Raw genomic sequence first — 12,183 nt, forward strand, 5'->3', positions numbered from 1 at the left:
GGGGCATAAGGAGGGGTCGGCTCCGGGAAACCGTGCACAGGAACGGTTTCACACCCGTGAAATGCCGGAACCGCCCGGGAAACCGTGCACAGGCAGGGTTTCCCGGGCGGCCCGGATCGTCAGCGACAGCGTCAGCCGTTGTTGACCAGGTTGCGCAGGACGTACTGCAGGATGCCGCCGTTGCGGTAGTAGTTCGCCTCACCGGGGGTGTCGATGCGGACGACCGCGTCGAACTCCACACCGGTGTCGGTCGACACGCGGACCGTCTTCGGCGTACGACCCTCGTTGAGCTCGGTGACGCCGGTGACCGAGAAGGTCTCCTCGCCGGTCAGGCCCAGCGAGTCGGCGTTCTGGCCGGCCGGGAACTGCAGCGGGAGGACACCCATGCCGATCAGGTTCGAGCGGTGGATGCGCTCGTACGACTCGGCGATGACGACCTTGACGCCCAAGAGCGAGGTGCCCTTGGCGGCCCAGTCACGCGACGAGCCCGAGCCGTACTCCTTGCCCGCCAGGACGACGAGCGGGATGCCCGCGGCCTGGTAGTTCTGCGAGGCGTCGTAGATGAAGCCGACCGGACCACCCTCGACGGTGAAGTCACGGGTGTAGCCACCCTCGGTGCCCGGGGCCACCTGGTTGCGCAGGCGGATGTTGGCGAACGTGCCGCGGATCATGACCTCGTGGTTGCCGCGGCGCGAGCCGTAGGAGTTGAAGTCACGCGGCTCCACGCCGTTGGCGGTGAGGTACTGGCCTGCCGGGGTGTCGCCCTTGATGTTGCCCGCCGGCGAGATGTGGTCGGTGGTGACCGAGTCGCCGAGCTTGAGCAGGACGCGCGCACCGGTGACGTCGGTGACCGGGGAGGTCTCCAGCGACATGCCGTCGAAGTACGGAGCCTTGCGGACGTACGTCGAGGACTCGTCCCACTCGAAGGTGTTGCCCTCCGGGGTGGGCAGCGACTGCCAGCGCTCGTCGCCGGCGAAGACGTCGGCGTAGTCCTTGGTGAACATCTCCTGGGTGATCGACTCGGCGATGACCTGCTCGACCTCGGTCGGCGAGGGCCAGATGTCCTTGAGGAAGACGTCGTTGCCGTCGGTGTCCTGGCCGATCGCGTCGTTGAACAGGTCGATGTTCATGTTGCCGGCGATGGCGTAGGCGATGACCAGCGGCGGGGAGGCCAGGTAGTTCATCTTCACGTCGGGATTGATACGACCCTCGAAGTTGCGGTTGCCGGAGAGGACCGACACGACGGCGAGGTCGTGCTCGTTCACCGCGGCGGAGACCTCGGGGATGATCGGGCCGGAGTTGCCGATGCAGGTCACGCAGCCGTAGCCGACGAGGTCGAAGCCGAGCTTCTCGAGGTACGGCGTGAGGCCGGACTTGTCGTAGTAGTCGGTGACGACCTTGGAGCCGGGCGCGAGGGTGGTCTTGACCCACGGCTTGCGGGTCAGGCCCTTCTCGACGGCCTTCTTCGCCAGCAGCGCGGCGCCGAGCATGACCGACGGGTTGGACGTGTTGGTGCAGGAGGTGATCGACGCGATGGTGACGGCGCCGTTCTCCAGCTCGAACGACGTGCCGTCGGCCAGCGTGACCGGGACCTTGGCGTCGACCTGGGTCGTGTACGTCGGCAGGTGGCCGGCGAACGACGTGGCCGCATCGGTGAGCTGGACACGGTCCTGCGGACGCTTCGGGCCGGCGATCGACGGGACGACCGTCGAGAGGTCCAGCTCCAGCTTCTCGGAGAAGCGCGGCTCCGCGTCGGGGTCGAGCCAGAGGCCCTGCTCCTTGGCGTACGCCTCGACCAGCGCGAGCTGCTGCTCGTCACGGCCGGTCAGCCGGAGGTAGTTGATCGTCTCGTCGTCGATCGGGAAGATGCCGATCGTAGAGCCGAACTCGGGCGACATGTTGCCGATGGTGGCGCGGTTTGCGAGCGGGAGCGCGGCAACACCGGCGCCGTAGAACTCGACGAACTTGCCGACGACGCCGTGCTTGCGGAGCTGCTCGGTGATCGTGAGGACCAGGTCGGTCGCGGTCGTGCCCTCGGGCAGGTCGCCGGTGAGCTTGAAGCCGACGACGCGCGGGATGAGCATCGAGACCGGCTGGCCGAGGAGGGCCGCCTCTGCCTCGATGCCGCCGACGCCGAAGCCGACGACGCCGAGGCCGTTGACCATCGTGGTGTGCGAGTCGGTGCCGACGCAGGTGTCGGGGTAGGCCTGGAGGACGCCGTCCACCGTGCGGGTGAAGATCGTGCGGGCCAGGTGCTCGATGTTGACCTGGTGGACGATGCCGGTGCCCGGCGGGACGACCTTGAAGTCGTCGAACGCCGTCTGGCCCCAGCGGAGGAACTGGTAGCGCTCACGGTTGCGCTGGTACTCGATCTCGGTGTTCTTCTCGAACGCGTCCTTCGAGCCGAACGCCTCGGCGATGACGGAGTGGTCGATGACCATCTCGGCCGGCGAGAGCGGGTTGATCTTCGACGGGTCGCCGCCGAGGTCGGCCGCAGCCTCACGCAGGGTGGCGAGGTCGACGATGCAGGGGACGCCGGTGAAGTCCTGCATGATCACGCGCGCAGGCGTGAACTGGATCTCCTTGTCGGGCTCCGCGGTCTCGTCCCAACCGGCAAGCGCACGGATGTCGTCGGCCGTGATGTCCGCGCCGTCCTCGGTGCGGAGGAGGTTCTCCAGCAGCACCTTGAGGGAGAAGGGAAGGCTGTCGACGTCGAGGCCCTCGCCCGCGACGGCGTTGAGCCGGAAGATCTCGTACGACGTCCCGTTGACGTCGAGGGCGCCCTTGGCGCCGAAGCTGTCCTGACTGGCCATCAGTCACTTACTCCTCGTGTTGGTAGTGCTGCGCAACTCGGACCCATCCTGCCGTGCACCCGCGGTGGCGGGTAGTGCGACGGTGGAAGTCTCAGAAACCGAAGTCTCTTGATATCAAGATACATCACGTCGAGTGAAACGGGCTACACATTCGACGTGGTGCGTCATCGGGAAGAGGTCGAACGCGCGAAGCGCCGTGAGCCGGTAGCCGTGCTGGCCGAAGAGCGCCACGTCGCGGGCGAGGGCGGCGGGGTCGCACGCCACGTACGAGACGGTCCGCGGAGCGCGGTCGACGATCTGCGTGACGACAGCCTGCTTGGCGCCCTCGCGGGGCGGGTCGAGGACGACGAGGTCGAACGGCTCGTCGTAGGACTCCTTGAGCGTCTCGGCGACCCCGCCGGCCACTGCCGTCGCGTGCCGGAACGCTGCGAGGTTGCGCTTGGCGTGCGTCGTCGCCACGGCGTCACCCTCGATGGCGACGACCTTGCCGCCCGCACCGACTGCTTCCGCGAGGTACGCCGCGAAGAGGCCCACGCCGGAGTAGAGGTCGAGCGCCTTCTCCCCCGGCTGGGGATCGAGCTGCGACAGCACCGTGTCGACCAGGATCCGCGGCGCGTGCGGGTGCACCTGCCAGAAGCCGTCGGCCTCCACCTGGTAGGTCCGCTCCCCCGCGTCCGCGGTCACGGTGCGGCTGACGATCCCACCGCCGTCGGCCGGGTGGTCGGCTTCTTCGCGGACGGTGATCAGGCAGTCGTCGACCTCGATCACGTCGCGCGAGCGGTGCTTGCGCAGACCCTTGCGGCCGGGCGCACCGGGCAGCCCGACGAACGTCGTCCGCGTGCGCCAGCGCAGGCCGGCCTTGAGCTGCTTGTCGCCGCCGGAGCAGTCCTCGACCACGAGCCCGGTGACCAGCGGGTCAGCCGGGTCGAGCTTCGCGATGCGGACCAGCTGCTCGCGCACGACGGTCGCCTTGAGCTCGCGCTGCGCCGCCGGCTTCACGTGCTGGAAGTCGCAACCGCCACACCCGCCAGGCCCGGCGACGTCGCACGGCGCGGTGACCCGGTCCTTCGACGGCGTGAGCACCTCGACGGCGTCACCGCGCCAGAACCGGTCGCCCTCGGTGCCCTCCGTCAGCTCGACGACGACGGTCTCCCCGGGCAGCGCGTGCCGGACGAAGACGACACGGGTCTCGCCCGCCTCACCGACCGGAACGCGGGCGATGCAGAAGCCACCGTGGGCGATGTTGCCCACCTCGACGGTGTGCCGCTGGCCGACGACGGAGGCGCCGCGCGCCTTCCGCTCACGGTTGACCCGCGGGTTGCGGCGGCGGTGCTGGTTGGTGCTCATTCGGTCTCGTTCCCCACGTTGTCACTGTCATTGTCACGCGCACGTCCACTGCGCAGGTCGCCGGCGTGCACGCGACCCTCGTCGCGCAGCTCACGCTCCAGCGCCACCGCGGAGGACCGCAGCTGGAACGGAACGGAGGTCACCATCACGCCGGGGGTGAAGAGAAGCCGGCCCTTCAGGCGCAGCGCGGTCTGGTTGTGGAGCAGCTGCTCCCACCACCGGCCGACGACGTACTCCGGGATGTAGACCGCGACGACGCCGCGGGGGTACTGCTTCCGGACCTCCACGGCGTAGTCGACGATCGGCCGGGTGATCTCGCGGTACGGCGAGTGCAGGACCTTGAGGGGTACGTCGATGCCGCGCTCGTCCCACTGGTCGAGCAGGCGCCGGGTGGCGTTGTCGTCGATGTCGACGAAGACCGCTTCGAGGGTGTTGGGCCGGGTCGCCTTCGCGAACGCGAGCGCGCGCAAGGTCGGCTTGTGGAGCTTGGAGACCAGCACGACCGCGTGCACGCGTGTCGGCATGATCTTGTCCTGCTCGTCCGCCTCGAGCTCGACCGCGACCCGGTCGTAGTGCGAGCGGATGCCCTTCATGATGATGAAGAAGACGACCATCGCAATGATCGTGATCCACGCGCCGGCCAGGAACTTGGTGACCAGCACGATGACCAGGACGACCGACGTCATGCCCAGGCCGAAGGCGTTGATGATCCGCGAGCGCACCATGCGGCGGCGTACGGCCGGCTCACGCTCGGTCTTCAGGTGGCGTGTCCAGTGCCTGATCATGCCGAGCTGGCTGAGGTTGAACGACACGAAGACGCCCACGATGTAGAGCTGGATCAGCTTGGTCGTCTCCGCGTCGAAGGCGAGGATCAGCACGATCGCCATCACCGCCAGGAAGATGATGCCGTTGCTGTAGGCGAGCCGGTCACCACGCGAGGCGAGCGCCCGGGGCGCGAAGCCGTCCTGCGCGAGGATCGAGCCGAGCACCGGGAAGCCGTTGAACGCCGTGTTGGCAGCGAGCACGAGGATCACACCCGTGACCGTCGTGACGAAGTAGAAGCCCGGCGAGAAGTCGGCGAACACACCGGCAGCGATCTGCGAGATGACCGGGTGCTGCTCGTAGCCGTCGGGCAGCGCTCCCCCTGCCGACGTTCGCAGCCGGTCGAGCTCGTGCGGGTCGACGTAGCGGATCATCATCTGCTTGGCGAGCACGATGACGCTCATCATCATGGAGATCGCGATCAGGCCCAGCAGGAGCAGCGTGGTCGCGGCATTCTTCGACTTGGGACGCTGGAAGGCGGGCACGCCGTTGGAGATCGCCTCGACACCGGTCAGGGCCGCACAGCCGGACGAGAACGCCCGCGCGAGGAGCAGCATCAGGCCGACCTGTGTCAGCGGCCCCTCCCAGCCCTCCGCCCGGTCGATCTCGAGGTGGGCACTCTCGGCCAGGGGCAGCGTGCCGTTGGCCAGCTCGATCAGGCCGTAGCCGCACATCCCCAGGATGGCGAGCATGAAGAGGTAGGTCGGCACCGCGAAGAACGCACCCGACTCGCGCACGCCGCGGAGGTTCATGGCCGCCAGGGCGACGACGGCCACCGCTGCCGCCATCGCCTCGTGGCCGATGAGCGACGGGATCGCGCCCGCGGCGTACTGCGCTGCCGAGGAGATCGACACCGCGACGGTCAGGACGTAGTCAACGAGCAGCGCGCTCGCGACGGTCACACCGGCGGTGCGGCCGAGGTTGACGGTCGCCACCTCGTAGTCGCCGCCACCGGAGGGGTAGGCGTGCACGGTCTGGCGGTAGGACGCGACCACGGTGAGCATGACGAGCGCGACCGCGATGCCGATCTTCCAGGACCAGACGTACGCCGAGGCGCCAGCCACCGAGAGCATGATGAAGACCTCGTCGGGCGCATAGGCGACCGACGAGAGCGCGTCGCTGGCGAAGACGGGAAGCGCGATGCGCTTCGGGAGCAAGGTCTCTCCCAGCTGGGAGGAACTGAGCTTGCGCCCCAGCAGGATGCGCTTCGATACGTCGCCGACACTCACGAGCAGACAGGCTAGACCCTGACCAGCCTCCCGCCTGCGCCAGCGACCCACGAGAGGTGCGCCACGGGCTAGGGTGCTCACGTGCACGTCGTGATCATGGGCTGCGGCCGCGTCGGTTCGACGCTCGCGCGCAGCCTCGAGGACCGGAACCACACCGTCGCGGTGATCGACAACAACGCCGATGCCTTCCGACGCCTCGGCCCGTCGTTCAACGGCGAGAAGGTCGTCGGCTACGGCTTCGACCAGGAGGTCCTGGAGAAGGCCGGCATCCGCCGCGCCGACGCGTTCGCCGCAGTCTCCAGCGGTGACAACTCCAACATCATCGCGGCGCGCGTTGCCCGCGAGCAGTTCGGCATCCAGCAGGTCGTCGCCCGGATCTACGACCCGGGTCGCGCCGAGGTCTACCAGCGGCTCGGCATCACCACGGTCGCCACGGTCAAGTGGACGGCCGACCAGGTGCTCCGGCGGCTGCTGCCGGCGGGCGCCGAGCCGGACTTCCGCGACCCGTCGGGCACGATCCGCGTCGACCACATCGCCGCACCCGAGGCCTGGATCGGCCACAAGATGATCGACTTCCAGATCCAGTCGGGCGCTCGCGTCGCCTGGATCGACCGGCTCGGTGAGGGGATCCTCCCGACGCGCGAGACCTTCTTCCAGGAGGGCGACCGACTCCACCTGGTCATGCGCGAGGAGACCGCGGGCTCGGTCTACGACGTCATTTCGAAGGGCCCGGAGGAGCACTGATGAGGGTCGCCATCGCTGGAGCAGGTGCCGTGGGCCGTTCGATCGCCCGCGAGCTCATCGAGAACGGACACGAGGTCCTCCTCGTCGACAAGGAGCCCGACTCCATCCGCCCCGAGCGGGTCCCCAACGCCGAGTGGCTGCTGGCCGACTCCTGTGAGTTGAGCTCGCTCGAGGAGGCACGCTTCGAGCACTGCGACGTGGTGATCGCGGCCACCGGTGACGACAAGGTCAACCTGGTCACCTCGCTGCTGGCGAAGACCGAGTTCGGGGTGCCGCGCACGGTGGCCCGGATCAACCACCCCAACAACGAGTGGCTCTTCACCGAGGCCTGGGGGGTCGACGTCAGTGTCTCGACACCGCGCATCATGTCGGCGCTCGTCGAGGAGGCCGTCTCGGTCGGTGACCTGGTCCGCCTCTTCACCTTCCGCAAGGGCAACGCCAACCTCGTCGAGATGGTGCTTCCCGCGGACTCACCGCACGTCGGGATCCCCGCTGGTCAGGTGAAGTGGCCGGCCAACTGCGCGCTGGTCACGATTCTGCGCGACGGCCAGGTCTATGCGCCTGATGCCGACCAGCCGCTCGAGTCCGGAGACGAGCTCCTCTTCGTCGCGGGTGCCGAGGTCGAGGCGGAGCTCGAGCACCTGCTGTCGCCGCGCACCCACGGGTGACCGCGGCGGCGCTGCGTCAGGCGGCCGACTGGGGCGTGACCGGCGTGCGGTCACGGCCGAGCAGCCAGACCATCAGCGCCAGCGACGCCAGCTGCAGCGGCCAGCCCATGACCAGCTTGCACACACCCAGGATGCCGACGGCGACGCCGGTGTCGAGGGGGCCCTGGCTGGCGGCGAGGTAGACCGGCGCCTGCACGACGACGCGCAGGATGCACGGCGCCACCAGCACCCAGGTCAGCAGGCTGCACAGCTTGCGGACCTGGGAGTCCTCACGCCACCCGGTGGGGTCACCCGTCACGCTGCCGACCATGAAGCCGACCACCGGCCAGCGGGTGAGGATCGAGAGCATCAGCACCGCCGCGTAGCCGGCGTTGTAGAGCACCCCGGGCAGGAAGTAGGCCAGCGCCTGCTCGTCGGCACTGCCCCCGCCGCGGGCCGCCCGCCACGCGAAGGCCGCACCGATGCCGATGCCGAAGAGCGCGTTGACGGCGAACTGCACCGTCTGCCTCTGCACCACGCGGACGGCGAGCGCGACCAGCGCGGCGCCCAGGCTCAGGGCCAGCGCCAACCGGAGGTCGCGCGTGGTCAGGAAGAGCACCGTGAACACGATCGTCGGCACGGCCGCCTCGACCATGCCGCGCTTGCCACCGAGCGCGGTGGCCAGCTGGCGGCGTACGACGGCTTCGACCGTCTCGGTGGTCGCGGGCTGGTCTCCCAGGCCGCGGAGGTCCGCGATGTCGTTCACGACGTGAGCTCGTAGCGCGGGTTGTACATCACCCGGTGACCGTCCTGGAGCCCGATCCGGCCTTCGACCCGGAGCTCGCGACCGGGCGTGATGCCGGTGATCCGGCGTCGGCCGAGCCAGACCAGGGTGAGGACGTCGGAGCCGTCGAAGAGCTCGGCCTCGAGGGCCGGGACACCGCCGCGCGGGCGGAGCGTCACGGTGCGCAGGGCCCCTTGCAGGCTGAGGTGCGTGCGGTCGGGCGCGGCTGCGATCGAGCAGCAGCCCGAGCCCTCGACCGTCCGCTGCAGGTCGCGGGCGTGCTGGTCGGAGCTGTCGGCCCAGCGGCTGATGGTGCGCCTCAGGCGCGAGCGTCCGTCTCCCATGGCTCCAGCCTAGGCGCAGAACTCAGGCGCGGCGCGCGTTGCCGGGAACCGTCAGCGGCAACGGGTCGCCGGGCGCCATCGCACCGGCTCCACGCCGGACCACGAGCGAGGCCAGCGCGTCGTCGTAGGGGCCGCGGACCAGGTCGTCGCGCACCGGAGCGCCGATGAACGTGCCTCGGACGAACCAGCGCGGGCCGTCGATGCCGACGATCCGCGTCTCCTGCAGGACCTGGGTGCCATCGGGCAGCGCCGCGGGGACCCTACAGACCAGCTCGGGACCGAAGCGCCCCGGTGCCTCGGTGGCGGTGCCGCCTCGCTTGGCAGCGTCGGCAGCGATCTGCGGCCGGATCTCGTCCCACATGCTGTCGCCCCGACTGGCGGCGAAGGCACGGACCTCGAGGGCGCCCTCCTCGGCCGCGAAGAGGACCGACTGCACCTGACCGGTGGCCTCCTCGACCTGCATCCGGAGCTCGAAGCCCTCGACCTGGACCAGCACCAGACCACCGAGGTCGACGCGGGGGGTGCCGTCCTCGAGGTCGACCTCGCTGATGTCGAGGGGACGGGGCGGGGCGGGCTGGGCGGGCGCCGCAGGCGCCTCGTCCGCAGCAGGCTGCGCGCCCAGCGTCGTGACGTCGTCGTTCTTCTTGCGGCGGTTGAACATCAGTGGGTGCTCCCAGCAGTGAAGCCAGTAGGGGTGGGCATGGTGGAGGAGGCGAAGCCGCCGGTCGAACCGTGGCCGCCGGCTCCGCGTGCGGTCTCGTCGAGCGCGTCCACCTCGACGAAGCGCGCGTGCTCGACGCGCTGGACGACGAGCTGGGCGATCCGGTCGCCGCGGCGCAGCTCGATGGGCGTCGACGGGTCGAGGTTGACCAGGCAGACCTTGATCTCGCCGCGGTAGCCGGAGTCGACGGTGCCCGGGGCGTTGACGATCGAGAGGCCGGCCTTCCAGGCGAGCCCGCTGCGCGGGTGGACGAGACCGACGAAGCCGTCGGGGAGGGCGATCGCGATGCCCGTCGGGACCAGCTGCCTCTCCCCCGGCGCGAGCGTCACGTCGACGGTCGTGACCAGGTCGGCACCGGCGTCGCCGGGGTGCGCGTAGCCGGGCAGCGGCACGTCCGGGTCGAGCCGGACGATGGCGATCTCACACATGATCGACGACCCTACCTGCGTGCCCGCGAGGGCGGGATGTCAGGATCTCCCCCGTGGAGTACACCGAGCGCCTGTTCGTCCCCCTGCGGTGGTGGGTGCAGGCGACCATGCTCGTGGCGACCTTCTGGCTGGCCCTGGTCGTGGCCGTGCCCCTCCTTGCGGCGAACCTGATCGTCGGCGCGATGGCTGCCCTGGTCGCCGCGGCGTTCGTGCGGTTCGGCGCCTTCCGCGTCGAGGTCGTCGACGGCCAGCTCCGTGCGGGCCGCGCCCACCTCCCCCTGACGTACGTCGGCGAGGTGACGCCGCTCGACAAGGAGCAGACCCGCCTCCTCGCCGGACGCGACGCCAATGCGCGCGCTCACCTCGCGATGCGCCCCTACGTCAAGCGCTCGGTCCGCGTCGAGATCACCGATCCGGCCGACCCGACGCCGTACTGGCTGATCTCGACCCGCCGGCCGAAGCAGCTCGCAGCGGCGCTGGCCGGTCGCCTCGCTCGCTGAGACTGCTTCCGCACTAGGGTGGTCGGAAACGTCCACCCCGAGGAAGGGTTCACCGATGGCTAAGGGCTCAAAGGCCTGGTCGATCATGTCGCTCGGTGCCGCCGTTGGCAGCGCTGCGGTCGCGAAGAAGACGCTCAACACCGGCTGGACCAAGGCCACCGGCAAGACGCCACCGGCCAACCCGGCCGACCCCGACGTCAACGTCTGGGAGGCGGTCGCCTGGGCCGCTGCGAGCGGCACCTTCGTCAACATCCTCAAGATGCTGGCGACCCGCCGGGCGGCGAACTACTACCTCAAGTCGACAGGCCACCTCCCCGCGGAGCTGCAGGCCGACGGCAACAAGGCGCCCGCGTCGAGCAAGGGGAAGCGCAAGAAGTCGAAGGACTCCCCCTCCGACGACCTCGGCACGATCGTCGGTGCCAGCGTCGAGTGACGCTCGCCTGAAGACGCGCGAAGGCCGCTGTTCCCGAGGGGACAGCGGCCTTCGCGCATCCTGGATCAGGCCCGGTGAACAGGCCCAGCGATCAGGCGCAGTCGCGGCAGGTCATCGACTTCTCGTCGGCCAGCTGGCTGCGGTGGTGCACCAGGAAGCAGCTCATGCAGGTGAACTCGTCCTCCTGCTTGGGCTTGACCTCGACGGTCAGCTCCTCGTGGGAGAGGTCGGCGCCGGGCAGCTCGAATGATTCGGCGGCCTCCGCCTCGTCCTCGTCCACCTTGCCCGAGGTCTTGTCGTTTCGACGAGCCTTGAGCTCCTCGATCGAGTCTTCCTTCTGCTCTTCCTCGGTCTTGCGAGGTGCGTCGTAATCAGTCGCCATGCGTATCTCCCAGGTCTTCCGTCTACCGCCGTAGCTCCGTGCAACTCCCGACGGCGGCGCGCCAGATTGTGCACCATCGCCAGCGTCTATGCACGTGCATCGCAGTGTTGCGTGCCGTGAACTGTGCGGCGGTGCGTTCTATTCCCGCGATCAGCCGAGGAAGCCGCAGGCCACGACCAGCGTCCGGAACTCCGCGAAGCCCTGCTCAGGCGCAGCGATCACCAGGTCGCGACCGAAGGTGCCCCGCGTGATCTCGACCCGGGCGCCAGCCTCACGCGCGATGAGCCCGGCGGCGGCGTGGTCCCAGAGCTGCGTGCCCTCCTCGACGTACCCGTCGGCGTTGCCGGCCGCGATGCGGCACAGGTCGAGCGCACAGGAGCCGAGCCGGCGGATGTCGCGCACCCTCGGCAGCATCCGCGCCACGCTCGCGGCCTGGACGGCGCGCATCTCGGAGGAGTAGGAGAACCCGGTCAGGACCAGCCGCTCGGCCAGCGGAACCTCTCCCCGTACGCCGATCGGTCGCCCGTCGCGGGTGGCACCGCCGCCGTGGGTCGCGGCGTACTCGGTGCCGGTGGCCACGTCGATGACGACGCCCAGGATCACCTCGCCCTTGCCGGACCCGTCGGAGTCGACGCGCTCGGCCGCGATCGAGACGGCGAAGTCGGGGATGCCGTAGAGGAAGTTGACGGTGCCGTCGATCGGATCGACGATCCAGCGGATCCCGCTCGAGCCGTCGATGCTGCGGCCGCCCTCCTCCCCCAGGAAGCTGTCGTCGGGGCGGGCGGCCAGGATCCGGTCACGGATCAGCGCCTCGCTCGCGCGGTCGGTGACGGTCACGACGTCGACGGAGCTGCTCTTGGTGTCCGCGACCTGCACGACGCCGGTGCGCGCCTCGCGCACGAGCGCCGCGGCCTCGCGGGCCGCGGAGACGGCGAGCACCAGCAGGTCGCCGGGGCGGGAGGTCACGGGCGGGCTGCTCACGCGTCGAC

The 12,183-nt window shown here is 69.6% G+C and carries 13 protein-coding genes; 4 read left to right on the forward strand and 9 right to left on the reverse strand.

Going from position 1 to position 12,183, the window contains the following annotated elements; all coding sequences use genetic code 11:
- Positions 1-131: 131 nt before the first annotated feature.
- The 3 genes from acnA to VLF38_RS16660 form a co-directional block, all read right to left on the reverse strand.
- On the reverse strand, positions 132-2,813 hold the full coding sequence (gene acnA, locus VLF38_RS16650; protein ID WP_325272357.1) for an aconitate hydratase AcnA: 2,682 nt from the start codon (positions 2,811-2,813) through the stop codon (positions 132-134).
- 114 nt (positions 2,814-2,927) lie between these two features.
- Positions 2,928-4,160: a class I SAM-dependent RNA methyltransferase gene (locus tag VLF38_RS16655; protein WP_325272358.1), complete on the reverse strand. Its 1,233-nt coding sequence runs from the start codon at positions 4,158-4,160 to the stop codon at positions 2,928-2,930.
- Entirely contained in the window at positions 4,157-6,211 is a 2,055-nt protein-coding gene (locus VLF38_RS16660; protein WP_325272359.1) for an APC family permease, read from the reverse strand. The genes VLF38_RS16655 and VLF38_RS16660 overlap by 4 nt, the downstream gene beginning before the upstream one ends.
- Positions 6,212-6,307: 96 nt before the next feature.
- Between VLF38_RS16660 and VLF38_RS16665 the strand changes: the two genes are divergently transcribed.
- On the forward strand, positions 6,308-6,955 hold the full coding sequence (locus VLF38_RS16665) for a potassium channel family protein (RefSeq protein ID WP_414689420.1): 648 nt from the start codon (positions 6,308-6,310) through the stop codon (positions 6,953-6,955).
- Complete coding sequence (locus VLF38_RS16670) at positions 6,955-7,623, forward strand: TrkA family potassium uptake protein (RefSeq protein ID WP_325272361.1); 669 nt, start codon at positions 6,955-6,957, stop codon at positions 7,621-7,623. Before VLF38_RS16665 ends, VLF38_RS16670 begins: the two co-directional genes overlap by 1 nt.
- A gap of 16 nt (positions 7,624-7,639) precedes the next feature.
- On the opposite strand, the gene VLF38_RS16675 is transcribed toward VLF38_RS16670, so the two are convergent.
- From VLF38_RS16675 to dut, 4 genes are read right to left on the reverse strand one after another with little or no spacing between them, the layout of a single operon-like run.
- The gene (locus VLF38_RS16675) at positions 7,640-8,368 is read right to left on the reverse strand and encodes a DUF3159 domain-containing protein (RefSeq protein WP_325272362.1); all 729 of its coding nucleotides are present in this window, start codon (positions 8,366-8,368) and stop codon (positions 7,640-7,642) included.
- Complete coding sequence (locus tag VLF38_RS16680; protein WP_325272363.1) at positions 8,365-8,730, reverse strand: OB-fold nucleic acid binding domain-containing protein; 366 nt, start codon at positions 8,728-8,730, stop codon at positions 8,365-8,367. Before VLF38_RS16680 ends, VLF38_RS16675 begins: the two co-directional genes overlap by 4 nt.
- A 22-nt stretch (positions 8,731-8,752) precedes the next feature.
- Positions 8,753-9,391, reverse strand: a complete 639-nt coding sequence (locus tag VLF38_RS16685) for a DUF3710 domain-containing protein (protein WP_325272364.1) — start codon at positions 9,389-9,391, stop codon at positions 8,753-8,755.
- Positions 9,391-9,879, reverse strand: coding sequence for a dUTP diphosphatase (gene dut, locus VLF38_RS16690; RefSeq protein ID WP_325272365.1), 489 nt, complete (start codon positions 9,877-9,879; stop codon positions 9,391-9,393). Before dut ends, VLF38_RS16685 begins: the two co-directional genes overlap by 1 nt.
- A gap of 53 nt (positions 9,880-9,932) precedes the next feature.
- Between dut and VLF38_RS16695 the strand changes: the two genes are divergently transcribed.
- Both VLF38_RS16695 and VLF38_RS16700 read left to right on the forward strand, forming a co-directional pair.
- Positions 9,933-10,379, forward strand: a complete 447-nt coding sequence (locus VLF38_RS16695; protein ID WP_325272366.1) for a DUF3093 domain-containing protein — start codon at positions 9,933-9,935, stop codon at positions 10,377-10,379.
- A 55-nt stretch (positions 10,380-10,434) separates the two neighbouring features.
- Positions 10,435-10,812, forward strand: coding sequence for a DUF4235 domain-containing protein (locus VLF38_RS16700; protein ID WP_325272367.1), 378 nt, complete (start codon positions 10,435-10,437; stop codon positions 10,810-10,812).
- Positions 10,813-10,903: 91 nt separating this feature from the next.
- Here VLF38_RS16700 and VLF38_RS16705 read toward each other — a convergent pair whose 3' ends face one another.
- Both VLF38_RS16705 and VLF38_RS16710 read right to left on the reverse strand, forming a co-directional pair.
- Positions 10,904-11,194 (reverse strand): DUF4193 domain-containing protein, encoded by a 291-nt coding sequence (locus VLF38_RS16705; protein ID WP_107699879.1) that lies wholly within the window; start codon positions 11,192-11,194, stop codon positions 10,904-10,906.
- Positions 11,195-11,344: 150 nt separating this feature from the next.
- Positions 11,345-12,183: inositol monophosphatase family protein (locus VLF38_RS16710; RefSeq protein WP_325272368.1), on the reverse strand; the 839-nt coding region annotated here is incomplete at its 5' end.

Origin of the sequence: Nocardioides sp. (assembly GCF_035481145.1) — a bacterium.
GTDB lineage: Bacteria > Actinomycetota > Actinomycetes > Propionibacteriales > Nocardioidaceae > Nocardioides.

What these genes read in the sequence shown, in the direction of transcription:
- acnA (WP_325272357.1), bottom strand. Translation starts at nt 2,813, where the DNA reads ATGGCCAGTCAGGACAGCTTCGGCGCCAAGGGCGCCCTCGACGTCAAC.
- VLF38_RS16655 (WP_325272358.1), bottom strand. Translation starts at nt 4,160, where the DNA reads ATGAGCACCAACCAGCACCGCCGCCGCAACCCGCGGGTCAACCGTGAG.
- VLF38_RS16665 (WP_414689420.1), top strand. Translation starts at nt 6,308, where the DNA reads ATGGGCTGCGGCCGCGTCGGTTCGACGCTCGCGCGCAGCCTCGAGGAC.
- VLF38_RS16670 (WP_325272361.1), top strand. Translation starts at nt 6,955, where the DNA reads ATGAGGGTCGCCATCGCTGGAGCAGGTGCCGTGGGCCGTTCGATCGCC.
- VLF38_RS16680 (WP_325272363.1), bottom strand. Translation starts at nt 8,730, where the DNA reads ATGGGAGACGGACGCTCGCGCCTGAGGCGCACCATCAGCCGCTGGGCC.
- VLF38_RS16685 (WP_325272364.1), bottom strand. Translation starts at nt 9,391, where the DNA reads ATGTTCAACCGCCGCAAGAAGAACGACGACGTCACGACGCTGGGCGCG.
- dut (WP_325272365.1), bottom strand. Translation starts at nt 9,879, where the DNA reads ATGTGTGAGATCGCCATCGTCCGGCTCGACCCGGACGTGCCGCTGCCC.
- VLF38_RS16700 (WP_325272367.1), top strand. Translation starts at nt 10,435, where the DNA reads ATGGCTAAGGGCTCAAAGGCCTGGTCGATCATGTCGCTCGGTGCCGCC.
- VLF38_RS16705 (WP_107699879.1), bottom strand. Translation starts at nt 11,194, where the DNA reads ATGGCGACTGATTACGACGCACCTCGCAAGACCGAGGAAGAGCAGAAG.